The organism is Nocardia sp. XZ_19_385, assembly GCF_015355755.1.
Lineage (GTDB): Bacteria > Actinomycetota > Actinomycetes > Mycobacteriales > Mycobacteriaceae > Nocardia.
The window spans coordinates 71,543-88,812 of sequence record NZ_JACVEE010000001.1 but is presented as its reverse complement, the minus strand read 5'-3'; the positions used below and the strand labels follow the sequence as shown (position 1 = coordinate 88,812).

The following is a 17,270-nucleotide window of genomic DNA, read 5'->3' as shown; positions in this document are numbered from 1 at the left end:
GGGTTCACCGAGAACGCGCAGGGCGTAAAGTCACCTCCGGGTGGGTCTTCCGCAGTCGGCGACCATCGCTCGTCGCCGATCTCTCGTGTGGCGTCGCGGCGGCTCGGCGTGTCCACCCGGGCCGGAGACGTGTTCGGTTCTGATCGGTCGACCAACAAGGATGAGGAATGACGCATACGGCGGCACCGCCCACGGATCAGGTTGAGCTGCGCCAGCTTCTGGCCGGTTTGACGGCGGTGCGTGACGGCGATTTCGGCACCCGGCTGCCCACCGACGCCGACGGGTTGCTCGGTGAGATCGCGACGGTGTTCAACGGCATGGTGGATCAGCTGTCGCTGTTCACCTCCGAGGTCACCCGCGTCGCGCGTGAGGTCGGCACCGACGGGCGGCTGGGCGGTCAAGCGGAAGTGCCTGGCGTATCGGGCACCTGGGAGGATCTCACCGACTCGGTGAACGCGATGGCGGGCAATCTGACCAGCCAGGTGCGTGACATCGCGCAGGTTGCCACCGCCGTAGCGCAGGGCGATCTGTCGCAGAAGATCGATGTGGATGCGCGCGGGGAGATCCTCGAGCTCAAGAACACGGTCAACACGATGGTCGATCAGTTGTCGTCGTTCGCCGACGAGGTCACCCGCGTGGCGCGCGAGGTGGGCTCGGAGGGCCAATTGGGTGGCCAGGCCGAGGTGCCCGGGGTCGGCGGCGTGTGGCGCGATCTCACCGACTCGGTGAACTTCATGGCCGGCAACCTGACCGACCAGGTCCGCAATATCGCGCAGGTGACCACCGCGGTCGCGGGCGGCGACCTGAGCCAGAAGATCACGGTCGGCGCACGCGGAGAAATTCTCGAACTCAAGAACACCATCAACACGATGGTCGATCAGTTGTCCTCGTTCGCCGACGAGGTCACGCGTGTGTCCCGCGAGGTCGGCACTGAAGGCATCCTCGGTGGTCAGGCCGACGTCAAGGGCGTCTCCGGAACCTGGCGCGATCTCACCGACTCGGTGAACTTCATGGCGGGAAACCTTACGGCGCAGGTGCGCTCGATCGCGCAGGTCGCCACCGCTGTCGCCGGGGGTGACCTGACTCAGAAGATCCGGGTGGACGCGCGCGGAGAGATCCTCGAGCTCAAGAACACCATCAATACGATGGTCGATCAGTTGTCGTCGTTCGCCGACGAGGTCACCCGCGTGTCGCGTGAGGTGGGCACCGAAGGCAGGCTCGGTGGTCAGGCCGATGTGAAGGGCGTCTCCGGGACCTGGAAGGACCTCACCGAGTCGGTCAACGTGATGGCCGACAACCTTACGGCGCAGGTGCGTTCGATCGCACAGGTCACGACGGCGGTCGCCGGTGGTGACCTGACTCAGAAGATCCGCGTCGACGCGCGCGGGGAAATCCTCGAACTCAAAGAGACCATCAACACGATGGTCGATCAGCTGTCCTCCTTCGCCGACGAGGTCACCCGCGTCGCCCGCGAGGTCGGCACCGAAGGCAACCTCGGCGGCCAGGCCACCGTGCGCGGCGCCTCGGGCACGTGGAAAGACCTGACCGACAACGTCAACGTCATGGCCTCCAACCTGACCAACCAGGTGCGCTCGATCGCGCAGGTCGCCACCGCGGTGGCTCGCGGCGATCTCAGCCAGAAGATCACCGTGGAGGCCAAGGGCGAGGTCGCGGCGCTCGCCGGCGTGATCAACACCATGGTCGACACCCTGTCGGCGTTCGCCGACGAAGTCACCCGCGTCGCCCGTGAAGTCGGCACCGAGGGCCAGCTCGGCGGACAGGCTCGCGTGCCGAACGTGGCGGGCACCTGGAAAGACCTGACCGACAACGTCAACTCGATGGCGAACAACCTGACCAACCAGGTCCGCAACATCGCCCAGGTCACCACCGCGGTCGCGCAGGGTGACCTGACCCGCAAGATCGACGTGGACGCGCGCGGCGAGATCCTGGAACTGAAGACCACGATCAACACGATGGTCGATCAGCTCTCCGCCTTCGCCGCCGAAGTCACCCGCGTCGCGCGCGAGGTCGGGTCGCAGGGCCAGCTGGGCGGGCAGGCCGAGGTCGAGGGCGTCTCGGGTACCTGGAAGCGACTGACCGAGAACGTCAATGAGCTGGCGGGCAACCTGACCCGTCAGGTCCGCGCGATCGCGGAAGTCACCAGCGCCGTCGCCGAGGGCGACCTGACCCGTTCCATCACCGTCGAGGCCTCCGGTGAAGTCGCCGAACTCAAGGACAACATCAACTCGATGGTGGAGTCGCTGCGCGAGACCACCAAGGCCAACCAGGATCAGGACTGGCTCAAGACCAACCTGGCCCGCATCTCCAGCCTGATGCAGGGCCAGCGCGACCTGAATGTGGTCGCCGAGCTGATCATGGATGAGCTCGCGCCGCTGGTCTCGGCGCAATTCGGCGCGTTCTACCTGGCCGACGAAACCGCGCAGCGGCCGGAGCTGTTGCTGATCAGCTCCTACGGCAGCCCTGAAGAGCAGGGCGCGGGAACGCGATTCGCGTTCGGCCAGTCCCTGGTCGGTCAGGCCGCGCGCAGCCGCCGCACGATCGCGGTGGACAACGTGCCGGGCGATTACGTCACCATCTCCTCCGGGCTGGGCCGCACCGCGCCGGTCAACCTGCTCGTGCTGCCGATCGTGGTGGAGGAGCAGGTGCTCGGTGTGATCGAACTGGCCTCGCTGCACCACTTCACCCGCATCCATCGCGACTTCCTCGACCAGCTGATGGAGACGGTGGGCGTGAACGTCAACACCATCGTCGCCAACGCCCGCACCGACGAACTGCTGGCCGAATCGCAGCGCCTGACCACCGAGCTGCAGGCGCGTTCGGAGGAACTGCAGATCCGGCAGGAGGAACTGCAGCGATCCAACGCCGAGATGGAGGACAAGGCGGCGCTGCTGGTCATGCAGAACCGCGACATCGAGGCGAAGAATCTCGAGATCGAGCAGGCGCGCCAAGAGCTGGAGACCCGCGCGCAGGAGCTCGCCCTCGCCTCGAAGTACAAGTCGGAGTTCCTGGCCAACATGAGCCACGAGCTGCGCACGCCGTTGAACAGCCTGCTCATCCTCGCTCAGCTGCTGGCGCAGAACCCGACCCGCAACCTCACGCCCAAGCAGGTCGAGTACGCGGGCATCATCCACTCGGCGGGTTCGGACCTGCTGCAGCTGATCAACGACATCCTCGACTTGTCCAAGGTCGAGGCGGGCAAGATGGACATCACGCCCGAGTACGTGCCGGTGCGCAAGCTGCTCGATTACGTGGAGGCCACCTTCCGGCCGGTGACCACGCAGAAGAGTCTCGGTTTCCGGATCACGACCGCCCCGGGCCTGCCCGTGGATCTGCTCACCGACGATTCGCGGTTGCGGCAGGTGCTGGGCAACCTGTTGTCGAATGCGGTGAAGTTCACCGAGACCGGAGCGGTGGAGCTGCGGATGGCGCCGGCCGAGCCGCGCGAACTGCCCGCCGCCGTGCGCCGGCACGGCCCGGCTATCGCCTTCCGGGTGGTCGATACCGGCATCGGCATCGCCGAGCATCAGCTCGAGTCGATCTTCGGCGCGTTCCAGCAGGCCGACGGCACCACCAGCCGCAAGTACGGCGGCACCGGCCTGGGCCTGTCGATCAGCCGGGAGATCGCCTACCTGCTGGGTGGGGCGATCACCGCGGAAAGTGCTCTCGACCAAGGCAGTACGTTCACCCTCTACCTGCCGGTCGCTCGCCCGGACTTCCAGGAGGCGCCCTACCCGGAGCGTGACGGCACCGAGCCGGCCGACAGCCGTCCGGCGCTCACGCCGGTCTTCGCGCCGAAGCAGCAACGCAAGCTGCTGGTCGTGGAGGAGCGCCCGCGTGGGCTGCTCTCGCTGGTCGCGCAGAGCGCGGTGGCCGACCTCGCCGCCGGCAACGATCCGCGCGGACCCGTCCAGGTCGTCACCGCGATCGGCGTGGAGGACGCGGCCGCGGCGATGGCCGCCGAAGCGTTCTACTGCGTAGTTCTGGAGCTGGACATGCCCGACAGCGCCGCGCTGGTGTTGCTGGAGCGGATGGACGGAGACGCCGCGCTGAACAGCGTCCCGGTCCTCGTCCACAACCGTCGCCTCGACCCGGAACAGGAGCGTCTGCTGCAAGAGCGCAGCGCGCGCCAGCCGTTGGAGTTGCTGTCCAGCCTCGACGAACTGCGCGAGCGGATCGCCCTGCATGTCACGGCGGAGGCGCCGGGGGACGTGCTGCCGCTGGTGCGACGCGAGGAGGCGCCGGCTGCCGCACCCGAGCGGCCCGCCAGCATGCTCGCCGGTCGAACTGTCCTGATCGTCGACGACGACGCCCGAAACCTGTTCGCGCTCAGCAGCATTCTGGAACTGCACGGCATCCACGCGCTGCACGCCGAGAACGGGCGGGAAGGCATCGACAGACTCCTGGCCCATCCCGAGACGGATCTGATCCTGATGGACGTGATGATGCCGGAGATGGACGGCTACACCGCGACCTCGACCATCCGCGAGATGCCGCAGTACGAGGATCTGCCGATCATCGCCGTGACAGCCAAGGCCATGCTGGGCGATCGCGACAAGAGCCTCGCGTCGGGCGCCAACGACTATGTCACCAAGCCGGTCGACGCGGATGCGTTGCTCGCGTGCATCGAGCGCTGGCTCACCGCATGAGTGATCCGGACACCGGCGACATCGCCGTGGAGCGGCCGAGCGGGCCTTCGGCCACCCAGCCCGTTGTCACCCGCCTCGCGGCGACTGTGGAGCGGCTACGCAAGCAGGTCCAGCAGGCCCAAGCCACCGCGGACGGGCGGGCGCTGATCGAGATGGCCAAAGGTGTTCTGGTCGAACGCCTTCGATGCGGGCCCGCGGAGGCCGCCAATCAGCTGGACATCCTGTCCGAGCAAGCCGGGGTGACGGCGCTCGAGCTGGCGGCCGAGCTGGTCAACCAGGCGGCGCAGGACAAAGTCAGCGCGGCGGTGGGGGAGTTTCTGCTCAGCACCGCCACGCCGGACGAGTCGACCACGGTGGTCAGGCTGCGCACCGCCGAAAGCGGGTTGCTGGCGGCGGGGGACACCCAGCGGGTGGCCGAGTCCGTCCTCGAACACGCCGTCGCGCCATTGGGTGCGACGGCGGTGGCGATCTGGTCCGCGGGCACCGATTCCTCGCTGACCCTGGCGGGTTTCGCGGGGATCAGCGCGCACGAGGCCGAGCGGTGGCGCTATGTGCCGCCGGGGGTGGCAACCCCGGCGCGGCAGGCGATGGTGCGGCGCGATGCGCAATGGATCGAGGACCTGAGCCTGTCCGGGCTGCCGTCCATCGGCGACCGGAGCGGTGGCCGCGCGGCGATTCCGGTGGCCGCCGGTGGCAAATTGCTGGGCGTGCTCGAGATCTGCTGGCCGCGGCCGATCGAGTTGCAGCCCACGCAAATACATCGCCAGATGGAAGCGCTGGCCGAGCTGTGCGCGCACACTCTGGAGTCGGATCTGGCCGCCGTGTGGGCGGCGCACCGGCAGGACGTCGCCGAGCTGGTGCGGCTGGCCGACGGCTTGTTCGATCCGTGTCTGGTGATGGTGCCTCATCTCGACGAGCAGGGTGCGCTGGCCGACTTCCGCATCCATCACGTCAACACCTGTTTCGTGGATCTGGCGGGCCGCCCGCGTGGCCTGATCCAGGGCTCGCTGCTGCTCGAGATGTATCCGATGGCCGGCACCGAGGGCCAATTGTTCGAGCGGATCGAGCACGTCTTCGCCACCGGCGACACCTATCGCGCCGATCGTGTGATGCTGACCGAACTGGTCGACCAGATTCCGCTGACCGTCGCGGCCGCGCTCAGCATCAGCCGCCACGGCGACGCGGTGCTGGTGGTGTGGCGGGTAGAGGATCAGGCGGCCCGGCTGGCCGCCCTGCTCCAGCATGCCCAGCGTCTGGGCCGGGTCGGGGGGTTCGAGGAGAACGCGGCTACCAGCGAGATCACTTGGAGCGACCAGATTTTCGCCCTCTACGGGCTTGCTGCCGGGGCCGACCCGATTCCGCTGGCGGAGTTGCCCGGGCACGTCCACGATGCCGACACCGACGCGGTGCGGCGGTTCCTGCGGACCCTGCTGCGCTATCGCCGCCCCGCCTCCACCGCCTGCCGCCTGATCCGTTCCGACGGGGTGACCCGGCACATTCGGATCATCGCCGAACCGGCGCTCGACTCGGCCGGGCACCTGCTGGCCATTCGCGGCGCCTACCAGGACGTCTCGGCCCAGCACTGGACCGAGATCGCGTTGTCGGCCACGCGCGACCGGCTGACCGATACCGAGGCGCACGCCGCCGAGCAGAGTCACCTGGCGCGGCAGCTTCAGCAGGCGATCATGCCGGACACCCAGCCGTCCACCGACGCCTTCGGATTGCGCATCGCGGTGCGCTACCGGCCCACCGAACAGGAACATCTCGTCGGCGGCGACTGGTACGACACGCTGGTGCTGCCGACCAAGGAGATCCTGGTGTCGGTCGGTGACATCACCGGTCACGGCATCACGGCGGCGACCGGAATGGTGGTGCTGCGCAACGCGCTCCGCGGTCTCGCTGCCACCGGGGCCGGGCCGGGCCAGATGATGGCCTGGCTGAACCTGGTGGCGCATCACCTCACCGACAGCATCTTCGCCACAGCGATCTGCGGCCTCTACGACCCGCAGACCCGGATCCTGCGCTGGGCTCGGGCGGGCCACCTGCCGCCGGTGCTGATCCGGGATGGCGAAGCGTCCTGCCTCCCGGAGATCGGGGGCATGATCCTCGGCGCCGTGGCGGAAGCCACCTATGAGGAAGGCGAGATCCAGCTCGAGCCGGACGACACCCTCCTGCTCTACACCGACGGACTGATCGAGCGCCGCGACCGGGAGTTGGACCACTGTGTGGAACGGCTGCTGACCGTCTCGGCCGAATTCACCGGGACCCTCGACGATCGCCTGGACCATCTGCTCGACAGCAGCGACGCCGACACCGACGACGACACCTGTGTGGTCGGGATTCAGGTGGGGACGAGCCAGGGTCCGCCGGGCGGTGGCAGCAAGTCCTGAGGATGTCGCCACTGCAAATACACGACCGCCACGTCGTCTTCCAAACCTCCGGTCGACGCGGCGGCGGACTCCACACCACCGATCAGTTCGTCGAGGTAATCCGCGGCCTGGTCGGCTGTCACGGTATTGGCCATAGCCAGCAGCCCGGCTTCGCCGAGACGCGTGCCCCGGTCGTCTACGCGCACCTCGAACAAGCCATCGGTGACGAGCATCAGCCCGCAGCCCGCCGCCAAAGTCAGCTCCGCGACGGGCCATTCAGCGCGACCAGGGCGAAAACCGAGTGCGGGACCGCCCGGAACTTCGACCCACTCGGTCTTGGTGGGGGAGCGCACCAGCATCCCCGGGTGGCCGGCGCGCACCACCTGTAGTGATTCGGCTCCTGGTGGGGCGTACACCGTGGTCACCGTTGCGAAGGTGTGGTGGCCGGTCCGCTCGGCGACGAGGATTTCCTCCAGCAGGCGCATCTGCCTGACTCCGGTGACTCCGCTGAAAACCAAAGTGCGCCAAGCCAACCGGAGTCCCACTCCGATCGCGGCCTCGTCCGGACCGTGCCCGGACACGTCGCCGATCAGGGCGTGCACGGTGCCGTCCGCCTCCTGCACGACATCGTAGAAGTCCCCGCTGAGCAAGGTGTTGTCGCGGCCGGGGCGGTACCGCGCCGCCACATCCACGACGGGCTCGCCCCGCAGCAGCGGTTTGGGCAGCAGGCCCCGCTCGAGACGGAGGTTCGCCTCGGCGCGCAGATTGCTGACCCGCAGCGCCGCGGACATGCGCTCGGCTTGCTTACGCTGAATCGCGTATCGCACGGCGCGGCCGAACAGTTCGGCCTCGACGCGGCCTTTGACGAGATAGTCCTGGGCGCCGGCGGCCACTGCGGCCAACCCGGTCTGTTCCTCGTCGCGACCGGTCATCACCACCACGGCCACCTCGTCGGTGAACCCCTGCAGCCGCGCCAATGCGTCGAGCCCCTGGGCATCCGGCAAATGCAGATCGAGCAGCACACAATCCGGCAGGCCGGTGGCCAGTCGCGCACCTGCCTCCGCTAGCGATCGCACCCACTCCACCTGGAGTTCGGCCGACCCGTCGGCGACCAGTTCCGCCACTAACAGGGCGGCTCCCGGATCGCCTTCGACCAACAGCACCGAGGACACCGCGCGTGACCGGACCGACCGGGCAATCGGCGTGGCAGCTTTGCCCGGATGCGGTTGCGTCACCGCGCCCAGGCCTGCCTCGGGAGGCAGCACACCGGCAGACCCGGTGGTAGGCAGCTGTTCTTGCGATGCGGGTGGCTGCTTCATCGCGTCGCGCAAGATGATTCGGGCGGGCTGCGACACGACGGTGGTCAGTAGGTGTGGGTTCCCGCCGAGGCGGGCCAGGGGCAGGGTGTCCGCACCCATGAGGGCACGCTTCAACAACGCAGCCTCCGATCAACTCGGGTGGCGCCACGAAGGCGCGCCAACTCGGCTCAGCGGCGCGTTTTTTCGACCGTGAGGCGAAGCGATACTAACCGGCGGGGTCGGCTGTTTTGCGATCCGGCTACCCAGGACGGGCCCGCGGGGCAGATACTGTGCGGATGAGTCCAGAACAATCGCCCGTAGCCGAACCGGTGGGCATCGTCGACAGCGTGCTCGCCGCGGGGCGGTGTGAAGGCGTGGGCTGGTTTCGCTTCTGGTTCGCTGACCAGCGGTGGGAATGGTCCGACGACGTCGCGGCGATGTATGGCTATGCGCCGGGCGAGGTGGAGCCCACCACGGAACTGCTGCTCTCGCACAAACATCCCGACGACCGGGAGCCGGTGGAGTGCAGTATCGCGATAGCCGTGGAAGCCGGTGACCCGATCTGCGGCCACCACCGGATCGTCGACACCGGCGGCGCGGTCCGCGAGGTGATGGTTGTCGGCGATCAGCTGGTCGACGAAAGCGGCGAGGTGGCCGGGGTTTTCGGCTACTACCTCGATGTCACCGAGACGCTGGAAGAAGAGCGCAGCGAAGCGGTCTCGGACGTCCTGCCGGACATCATCGAGGCGCGCGCCAGGATCGAGCAGGCGAAGGGCGCGTTGAGTCTGGTCTACGGGATCAGCCCGGAGCAGGCGTACCGGGTGCTGCAGTGGCGCTCACAGGAGACCAATACGAAGGTGCGTGACCTGGCGGCGCAGATGATTCAGGAGTTCCGGCGGGTCGCTCGGGACACGCCGGACCTGCGTGGCCGCACCGACCACATCGTATTGACCGCCCACGAGCGCGTCACCCGAGACTGACCCCACTCCGGAACGTTTTACAGCGCTACCAGACCGGGGATCTCGGAGAACCGCCGGCGGGCCGACCCCGGGAGTTTGCTGTGCATGTCGACGGTGGTGCCCCGCGGGGTGGGCTGGACGTCGACCTGGTCCATGAGGGTGCGCATGAGGTCCAGGCCGCGGCCGCGGTGGTGGTCGTGATGGGTGGACGGGGGTTTCCAGTGGCCGTTGTCACGCACGGTGATGCGGAGGTAATCGGCCTCGGCGCGGACGCGCAAATGTATGGAGCCGTGCTGGCGGTCGCGGCAGCCGTGTTCGATGGCATTGGCGCAGGCCTCGTCGGTGGCGACGAGGATGTCGTAGGCCTGGTCGGAGTCGATGGCGTGGTCGGCCAGCCACTGTCGGAGTGCTCGGCGGGTCTCGGCCAGCTGTGCCGGCTCGGCGGGGAAATTCAGGTCCAAGGGCGCCGGTCGGCGCGGATTCTTCATGTTCCACCTCCTTGCTCGAGGTGGGCGTACCCGATTCCGCAGCTGCCATGCCTAGGGCCGCGATCTTGAACCCGGGGCACTCGGGCCACCCTGGTCAGGACTAACCTCTGGGCCGGGAACACACAAAAAGAAAGAAGGCTGCTCGCGTGGAATCGGACTGTTTCCGGCTGATCGAGGCGCGCCACATCGGCGACGTGATGCCGGCCTGGGAGCCGCATTTCCCGCAGTACGACACGGTGCGCGGATACTCCGAACTCGGGCATGTCTTCCTGCGGAACAGCGAGACTCGCGAATACGCGGTGCTGCACCCCTACGAGGCGCGGGCCCAAAGCTACGGCCGCTTCATCGATATCGACGACTTCATCACCGATGTACTGCTCGACCGGGTGTTCATGAAATACGTGCTCCGCCCGCCCCACGTGGCGGAAATTCAGCAACTGCTCGGACCCCTCGAGGAGCGCGAGGTCTACATCGCCGCGCCGTACCCGTTCCTCGGCGGTTCCGAGGAACCGGATGCGTACATGAAGGGCGACATCTGGGTGTTTTTGGACCTCGTTGCCCAAAGCCTGGAGCTGAGTACCTGAACCGTCGCGGTTCTCACACCCGGTGAGCGCGCAGTACACCGGTCTGCATCGGCAGCGTGAATTCCCCGTTGGCGGTTTCCGGTCTGCTCGCGAGGAAAGCGCGGATCCGGTCGAGCATGGCCTCTCGTTCCTGCTCCGCCATGACCAGCACCCCCGCGCGTGTGGCGAGTGTCGCTACGAGGGAGTCGGCGGTGCGACGCTGCCCGTGCGGGAACTCGGCCTGCTCGGGTGAGCCGAACCGAGCGTCCACGCCGGAGTCGGGCAGGTGCATGCCTGCTGTCGCGTCACGCCAACTGCTGACCGTGTCCCGCGGCCCGATAGCCGCGCTCCGCTGACCCGCTCGAGCTCGGCGACCCAGTCGACTCGGTTGTCCATGACGTTCCACAGACCGGCCAGGACGCCGCCCGGCGCGAGGACCCTGGCGATTTCGGGTCCCGCGACAGCCATGTCGAACCAGTGCAGGGCATTTCCGGCCAGCACGGCATCGACCGACGCCTCCGGTAGCGGTATCGCCTCGGCACTACCCGGCAGGGCACGCGCCTCCGGCAGCGCACGCCGCAGCTCGGCCAGCATCGCCGGGTCCGGCTCGACCGCGACGACATCGACACCCAGCGCCACCAGCGTTCCGGTCAGCTTGCCGGTTCCGGCACCGAGATCCAGCACGCGCGGGCCAGGCGCGGACTCCAGCGCCCAGCGCACCGCCGCCGGTGCGTAGTCCGGGCGGTGCTCGGAATAGGCGACCGCCGCTGTACCAAACGACGAGGCAAGACGTTGCCGCGCAACATGTTCCATGTGCTCAGGCTATCCGCGATACAGGCACATCCGTCGCCGCATCGAGTCCAGAGTGACTGTGCTGTTACGACGGAAGTGTGGCGATCGAGTGCACCCGGGGCCGGGCGATGCGACGGTAGTCCTCGGTTGCCAGCGCCAGTGAGCGGTCCAAGCGCGCGGCGTTGAAAAAGATCTCCTCGTGTTCCAGCAGCAAGGGGTCGACGACGAGTTCGAGCTCGTCGGTGAAGGTCATCGGCAAGATCGTGCCGCTGACGCTGCCGGAAAGGCGTTCGGCGACTTCCTTGTCCGCGAATCCGGCGTAGCGCCCCTGATAGTGCGCCTTGAGCTCATCCAGGTTCACGCGGGCGTGGCCGGGCACGACCGACAACACATATTTCCGTGTCTTCTTATCCACCTTGATCAATACGACGACGCACTTGGCGGCCTGCTGTACCGCGTGCCCGCGCAACCGGCTGACCAGATCGGTCCGGCCTTCCGGCGCATGGTCGATCGTCCGATATGCGGCGCCGTGCTCGTCCAGCAATGCGATCAGCCTCTCATAGGCATCAGCACGATCCTCAGGCAAATCCACGACCTGTCACCATCCCTCGTTGAAGGCTTGCTTGACCTCGGCGATCCGAACCTCGTTGCGCCGGTAGAACACCCACTGCTTGATCCGCGTCGCGTCGATCAGCCCGGCACCGACGAGCAGCTTCAGGTGTTCCCCCGCGGTCGGCTGACTGACCTGCAGCTTTTGGGCGATCAGAACTCCGCACACACCGTCGGTTTCCAAATCCCCATCGATCTGCGGTGGGAAATGCGTGACCGGGTCGCGCAACCACTCCAGAATCTGCAGCCGCCGCCGGTTGGCCAGCGCCTTGAGTACCTCGACCTCCATGAATAAGGGAGTTTGCTTAATGCCTAAGTCATTGTCAAGAGCTCAGATGTGCAGGGTGGGGCGGTAGATGAGTTCTTGGATGTTGCCGTCGAGGGTGTGGTTTTCGATCAGCTCCAGGTCGAAGTCGGCTGCGCCGAGGAAGATTGGTTCGAGGCCGGTCTGGCCGGTGATCACGGGGAAGAGCGTCACCTGGACGCGGTCGACCAGGCCGGCGGCCAGGAGCGCGCGGTTCATCGACAGGCTGCCGTGGGAGCGCAGCGGGACGTCGGATTCCTTCTTGAGCTGGGCGACGATGTCGACGGCGTCACCGCTCGCGATGGTTGCGTCGGGCCAGTCGAGGGGAGCCTCCAGCGTGGAGGACACCACCGTTGCGGGCAGGTTGATCATCCGGGTGACCCAGGGGTCGCGGACTTCGGATTCCTCGGTGCTCGCGGCCAGCATCTGCGCGAACGCCCGATATGTGTTGGCCCCGAAGACCATTCGCTGCTCGTCGCGGTACAAGTCGAGGCGGTGGTCGAGGAGTTCAGGGCCTTGCTTGCCCCAGTAGCCGGTCCAGTTGCCGCTGGCGGCTCCGAAGCCGTCGAGGCTGGAGAAGACGTCGAAGGTGTAGGTGGCGGTCATGGTTTCTCCTTTTGGCGCATCGGATCGGTCTGTGAATAGAGACGGGACACCACGGCGAAACTCATCGAGACCGGTGCCGGGGGCACGGACTGCACGTGCGCCTGGAATGTGCTGTGATCTCGGGTGGGAGGAATTAATCATGCGAAAGCGCATTCGGGACTGGAATCGCAGTATCGGGGTAGTGGGTCTGGCCCTCGCGGCCGCGGCGACCGGATGTCAAACATCGGGGACCGCGACGCCCGCGCCGCCGCCGACGGTCGTCGGGCCCAGCGACACGCCCCCGCCTACCCCGCCGTGGACTTTGGCTCAGTTGATCTATCACCCTTGTAATGTGCTGGGGCCCAGTGACATCGACCGATTCGGGTTCGCCGGCCCCGGCCGACTCGCCGGCTCACAACCCAACAATTACTGCCAGTGGCTCACCCTGCCCACGGCCGCCCACCCGATCAAGATGTACTTCCAGCCTGACCCGTGGCACACCTACAAGGACATAGAGAACCTCCGGCGCGGTGAGGAGAACTTCCGCACGGTGACCCTGGCCGGGCAGCCCGCGTTCCTGGTCGACGACCGCAGCGAAAGCGGCCACCGCAACTGCAAGATCTGGGGTGCAGTTGCCTCGGGCGGATTGTTCGCGTTCGAATTCGCCGCCGATCCCGGGGCCCCGGACGATCTCTGCGCCCGGGCTACCGAGATCGCCACGGTGATCGCCGACCGTCTTCAGTAATCAACGAATGCCGATGTCCTTGCGCCGCTGGCAGACTCGTCCTATGACAGCTGTCAGGTGCGACCGCCATCGGGAACTCTCGGCATTCCTGGCCTCCCGCAGCGACATTCAGCTCGCTGAGCTCCTGCACACGACGTCGTCCAGCAGCGTGGGGGTGGGTGGCGGCTCGTCGGTCGTCGAGGTCGACGGCGTGCCGGTATTCGCCAAAGCTATTCCGTTGACCGATCGAGAGCTCGCCCACCCGAGCTCCACCGCGAACCTGTTCGAGCTGCCGGTGTTCTGCCAGTACGGGATCAGTGGCCCGAGCTTCAACGCATGGCGCGAACTGGCGGCGAACATCGTCGTCACCGACGCTGTACTAGCCGGGGAGACACAGTCGTTCCCGATGCTCTACCACTGGCGGGTTCTGCCCGGCCGGTCGCCGATCGCAGCCGAACACTCCGATATCGACCGGGTGGTGGCCGCCCAGGGCGGCTGCGCGGCCGTGCGTGCTCGTCTGGAGGCGCTGGCTGCTGCAGCGTCGAGCCTCGTGCTGTTCTGCGAATACATCCCGTACTCGATGCCGGAGTGGCTGCGCGAGAACCCGGCGGACAAGGCCACCGCAGTCGCGCGGCAGCTTTCCGAGATCGTGGCGTTCCTCGACGAACGGCAGCTGCTGCACATGGACGGACACTTCGGCAACATCCGCAGCGATGGGGAGCGGATCTACCTCAGCGACTTCGGGCTGGTTACCTCGCCGCATTTCGACCTGTCGACCGCCGAGCGAGTGTTCGCTGAACGCCACGCCAGTCATGATGCCGATGAACGCCTTCTACTGGAAATTGTTCGACGGCGACGTCCACGCCGAATATCCGGTCGGTGCAGGCCGGACTGGAGGTGTTCGATGACAACCGGCCGGTAGCTCCGGTCTGTGGTAGACATCGAATATCACACCGCAGTCCGATCTCATGTCATACCAAGGGATTACAGCGAACGAGAATCCGGCCGATAGCTTCGGGGTATCGACAACGGCGCCCGCTCCGACATCGACCGGTTTCGTCGACGGCGGTGGCGTTTCCGGCCCAGCTCTCAGGAAGATCTATGACGACATCTGCCTTGGTCTCAGAGTCAACTCCGCCGCGGCGCGGCGCCGACGGTGATTACGCCCGCCTGTTGCGGCGGATCTCCGACGCGGGGCTGATGAACCGGCGTCCGGTCTACTACGCCGTCCGGCTCAGCCTGGTCGGGATCGCGTTCGCGGCGGGCTGGGCGGCGTTCGTCCTGGTCGGCGACTCGTGGTGGACGCTGCTGGTCGCGGCGTTCATGGCCGTCGCGTTCGCTCAGATCGCACTGGTCATGCACGATGTCGCGCATCGTCAGGTCTTCCGGCTACGGCAGCGGACGGAGATTGTCGGACGAATCGTCGGCAACGCCGGCATCGGCCTGGGCTACGGCTGGTGGCAGGACAAGCACACCCGCCATCACGCCAACCCGAACCATGAGGAACTCGATCCCGATGTCGCGCCCGACATCCTGGTCTGGTCACAGCAGCAAGCGCGGGCCAGCCGCGGTCTGGCTCGTCTCCTCGGCCGGGCGCAGGCGTATCTGTTCTTTCCCCTCTTGTTGCTGGAGGGTGTGAACCTGCATGTGGCAGGCGTGCGTGCGCTCAGAAACCGGTCGGTCAAACAGCGCGGATTGGAGGGCGCACTGCTGTTCGCCCACTTCGCCATCTACCTGGCCGCACTGTTCGCGGTGCTGCCACCCGACAAAGCCCTCGCGTTCTTCGCTGTCCACCAGGGCCTGTTCGGCCTGTACATGGGCTGCATCTTCGCCCCGAACCACAAGGGCATGCCCACCCTCACCGGCGACGACCGCCCCGACTACCTACGCCGCCAGGTGCTGACCTCCCGCAACGTGCGGGGCGGCGCGCTGACCGACATCGCCCTCGGCGGACTCAACTATCAGATCGAGCACCACTTGTTCCCGAGCATGCCGACGCCGAACCTGCGCCACGCCCAGGTGATCGTCCGCGACTACTGCTCCGAAATCGGTGTGGCGTACCACGAAACCGGGCTGATCGCCTCCTACCGCGAGGCGCTGAGGCACCTGCACCACGTCGGCGCCCCCCTCCGCAACCCAGGTCCGGAAGCCGAAGTGCCGCAACCCAATCACTGACTACCCGGCGACCAGCAGGGCAGGTGGAGGCGGAACTCGGCGCCGTCGCCTGCTGCGCCGGGCGATCGGACGGTCAGGGTTCCATGGTGGGCGAGGGCGACTTGGCGCGCGATCGGGAGGCCGAGACCGGCGCCGTCCGGGTCTTGGCGGCCGCGCCAGAAGCGGTCGAAGATGTGCGGTTGGTGGTCGGCGGGAATGCCGGGACCATGGTCGGTGACCACCACCGTCGCGCCGGAAGTGCCTGTCTCGAGGACGATTTCGACGCGGGAGCCCGGCGGTGCGTACTTCACCGCGTTGTCGACCAGGTTGGCGATCGCGCGCCGGAGCGTGGGCTCGTCGACCGCGGCGGGTACGGAGTCCGGTATGTCGCAGTGTAATTCGATGGATTTGGCGGACGCGGGCAAGTGGCACTCGGCCACCACCTCGCGGGTTGTCGCGGCGAGGTCGGCGGGTCGCCGATCGAGTACGCGCGCCCGGCCGCGCGCATCGGCGAGCAACTGCTCGATCGAGCCGAGCATGCGTTGCGCGGCAGCCCGCGACCGCACCAGCCCCGCCCGGTAGAGCTCGGGTGTCGGCTCCGGATGTGCCAGCACGACATCGGCATTCATCGCCAGCACCGACAAGGGAGTGCGGAGCTCGTGGCTGGTCTCCTCGACCAGGCGGCGCTGGGCATCGGCGGCCTGTTCCAGCCGGTCGAGCATGGCGTCGAAGGCCGCGGCCAGCGACACCAGCTCGGCGGGCCCGCTCCGCAGACCGATCCGGCGGCCGAGGTCCGCGGCCTCGATCTCCTGGGCCACCGCCCGGACCCGCTCGATCGGCCGCACCGCCCGCCCGGCCCACCACCAGGCGATACCCGCCGCGACGGGGGCCAGGGCGAGCGCGGTCAGCAACACCCATGGCGGCCGGCTGCTGGTCGTCGTCGCCACCTCGACGCCGGCGTCGGTCACGATGGACTCGTCCACAGTCAGCAGGCTGACCGCGGACAACAGGACTACCGGCAGATAGATCGCCACGCAGCCGAGGACCGCGAGTTGCACCCGCAGGGTCCGCCACCAGCGGGTCACGGGGTCACCAGCCGGTAGCCCGCGCCGGGGATGGTGACGATCGGCAGCGGATCACCGAGCTTGCGGCGCAAGCGGTAGAGGATCACCCGAACCGACGTGGTGAACGGGTCGGCGTTCGCGTCCCAGACATGTTCGAGCAGTTGCTCGGCTGACAGCACCTCCCCGGCGTGGTGCATGAAATAGCGCAGCAGCGACAGCTCGCGTGCGGTCAGGCGCAGTTCCCGCCCGGCGCGCCACACACGGTGCGCGGCGAGGTCCATGGTGAGGTCGCCGACGCGCAACGTGGCGTCGTGCATGTCCTTGCGGCGGGCCAGCGCGCGCAGCCGAGCCGTCAGCTCCGCGAAGTCGAACGGCTTGACCAGGTAGTCGTCCGCGCCCGCATCCAATCCGGCCACCCGGTCGGCGACCGCGTCGCGCGCGGTGAGTATCAGCGTTCGCACGGGGCGGCGTAGTTCGGGGTCGGTGCCGAGCCGGCGGACGAGTTCGAGCCCGTCGCCGTCGGGCAGGCCCAGGTCGAAACAGGCGACGTCGAAATCGTTGGTGCGCAATAACATATCCGCCGTGGCGTAGGTGCCGGCGAGGTCGACCGCGTACGACTCGTTGCGGAGGCCGAGCGCGAGCAGCTGCGCGAGCTCGGCGTCGTCTTCCACCAGCAGAATGCGCATAGGTCGAG

The 17,270-nt window shown here is 67.3% G+C and carries 16 protein-coding genes; 7 read left to right on the top strand and 9 right to left on the bottom strand.

Features of this window, described 5'->3' with window-relative positions:
• The first annotated feature begins 167 nt into the window (after nt 1–167).
• Both IBX22_RS00280 and IBX22_RS00275 read left to right on the top strand, forming a co-directional pair.
• The gene (locus tag IBX22_RS00280; RefSeq protein WP_194813373.1) at nt 168–4,667 is read left to right on the top strand and encodes a HAMP domain-containing protein; all 4,500 of its coding nucleotides are present in this window, start codon (nt 168–170) and stop codon (nt 4,665–4,667) included.
• The gene (locus tag IBX22_RS00275; RefSeq protein WP_194813372.1) at nt 4,664–7,057 is read left to right on the top strand and encodes a SpoIIE family protein phosphatase; all 2,394 of its coding nucleotides are present in this window, start codon (nt 4,664–4,666) and stop codon (nt 7,055–7,057) included. Before IBX22_RS00280 ends, IBX22_RS00275 begins: the two co-directional genes overlap by 4 nt.
• Here IBX22_RS00275 and IBX22_RS00270 read toward each other — a convergent pair.
• A complete protein-coding gene (locus IBX22_RS00270) occupies nt 7,009–8,454 on the bottom strand; it encodes a PP2C family protein-serine/threonine phosphatase (protein WP_228538109.1) in 1,446 nt (481 codons plus the stop codon). The two genes, IBX22_RS00275 and IBX22_RS00270, sit on opposite strands and share 49 nt — an antisense overlap.
• Nucleotides 8,455–8,630: 176 nt before the next feature.
• Between IBX22_RS00270 and IBX22_RS00265 the strand changes: the two genes are divergently transcribed.
• The gene (locus tag IBX22_RS00265; protein WP_194813371.1) at nt 8,631–9,314 is read left to right on the top strand and encodes a PAS and ANTAR domain-containing protein; all 684 of its coding nucleotides are present in this window, start codon (nt 8,631–8,633) and stop codon (nt 9,312–9,314) included.
• Between the two features lie 17 nt (nt 9,315–9,331).
• On the opposite strand, the gene IBX22_RS00260 is transcribed toward IBX22_RS00265, so the two are convergent.
• The gene (locus IBX22_RS00260) at nt 9,332–9,781 is read right to left on the bottom strand and encodes an ATP-binding protein (protein ID WP_194813370.1); all 450 of its coding nucleotides are present in this window, start codon (nt 9,779–9,781) and stop codon (nt 9,332–9,334) included.
• A 146-nt stretch (nt 9,782–9,927) separates the two neighbouring features.
• Here IBX22_RS00260 and IBX22_RS00255 point away from each other — a divergent pair, with 146 nt between their 5' ends.
• Complete coding sequence (locus IBX22_RS00255) at nt 9,928–10,365, top strand: T6SS immunity protein Tdi1 domain-containing protein (protein ID WP_309234357.1); 438 nt, start codon at nt 9,928–9,930, stop codon at nt 10,363–10,365.
• A 13-nt stretch (nt 10,366–10,378) separates the two neighbouring features.
• Here the strand turns inward: IBX22_RS00255 and IBX22_RS37860 are convergent, their stop codons facing one another.
• From IBX22_RS37860 to IBX22_RS00235, 5 genes are all read right to left on the bottom strand, one after another.
• Nucleotides 10,379–10,507 (bottom strand): hypothetical protein, encoded by a 129-nt coding sequence (locus IBX22_RS37860; protein WP_255526406.1) that lies wholly within the window; start codon nt 10,505–10,507, stop codon nt 10,379–10,381.
• A gap of 32 nt (nt 10,508–10,539) precedes the next feature.
• Entirely contained in the window at nt 10,540–11,157 is a 618-nt protein-coding gene (locus tag IBX22_RS00250; protein WP_228538108.1) for a class I SAM-dependent methyltransferase, read from the bottom strand.
• Between the two features lie 64 nt (nt 11,158–11,221).
• On the bottom strand, nt 11,222–11,728 hold the full coding sequence (locus tag IBX22_RS00245; RefSeq protein ID WP_309234356.1) for a YbaK/EbsC family protein: 507 nt from the start codon (nt 11,726–11,728) through the stop codon (nt 11,222–11,224).
• Nucleotides 11,729–11,734: 6 nt separating this feature from the next.
• A complete protein-coding gene (locus IBX22_RS00240) occupies nt 11,735–12,034 on the bottom strand; it encodes a helix-turn-helix transcriptional regulator (protein ID WP_194813369.1) in 300 nt (99 codons plus the stop codon).
• Nucleotides 12,035–12,076: 42 nt separating this feature from the next.
• Nucleotides 12,077–12,655, bottom strand: a complete 579-nt coding sequence (locus IBX22_RS00235; protein ID WP_194813368.1) for a dihydrofolate reductase family protein — start codon at nt 12,653–12,655, stop codon at nt 12,077–12,079.
• 139 nt (nt 12,656–12,794) lie between these two features.
• Between IBX22_RS00235 and IBX22_RS00230 the strand changes: the two genes are divergently transcribed.
• The 3 genes from IBX22_RS00230 to IBX22_RS00220 all read left to right on the top strand — a co-directional run bounded on the left by IBX22_RS00230 (nt 12,795) and on the right by IBX22_RS00220 (nt 15,533).
• Nucleotides 12,795–13,379, top strand: a complete 585-nt coding sequence (locus IBX22_RS00230) for a DUF3558 domain-containing protein (RefSeq protein ID WP_194813367.1) — start codon at nt 12,795–12,797, stop codon at nt 13,377–13,379.
• A 43-nt stretch (nt 13,380–13,422) separates the two neighbouring features.
• Entirely contained in the window at nt 13,423–14,280 is an 858-nt protein-coding gene (locus tag IBX22_RS00225; RefSeq protein WP_228538107.1) for a serine/threonine protein phosphatase, read from the top strand.
• A gap of 179 nt (nt 14,281–14,459) precedes the next feature.
• Nucleotides 14,460–15,533 carry an acyl-CoA desaturase gene (locus IBX22_RS00220; RefSeq protein WP_194813366.1) on the top strand — a complete coding sequence of 358 codons (1,074 nt, stop codon included), beginning with the start codon at nt 14,460–14,462 and terminating at the stop codon, nt 15,531–15,533.
• Here IBX22_RS00220 and IBX22_RS00215 read toward each other — a convergent pair.
• Both IBX22_RS00215 and IBX22_RS00210 read right to left on the bottom strand, forming a co-directional pair.
• On the bottom strand, nt 15,527–16,597 hold the full coding sequence (locus IBX22_RS00215) for a HAMP domain-containing sensor histidine kinase (RefSeq protein ID WP_194813365.1): 1,071 nt from the start codon (nt 16,595–16,597) through the stop codon (nt 15,527–15,529). The genes IBX22_RS00220 and IBX22_RS00215 overlap by 7 nt on opposite strands.
• Nucleotides 16,594–17,262: a response regulator transcription factor gene (locus IBX22_RS00210; RefSeq protein WP_194813364.1), complete on the bottom strand. Its 669-nt coding sequence runs from the start codon at nt 17,260–17,262 to the stop codon at nt 16,594–16,596. The genes IBX22_RS00215 and IBX22_RS00210 overlap by 4 nt, the downstream gene beginning before the upstream one ends.
• Between the last annotated feature and the right edge of the window lie 8 nt (nt 17,263–17,270).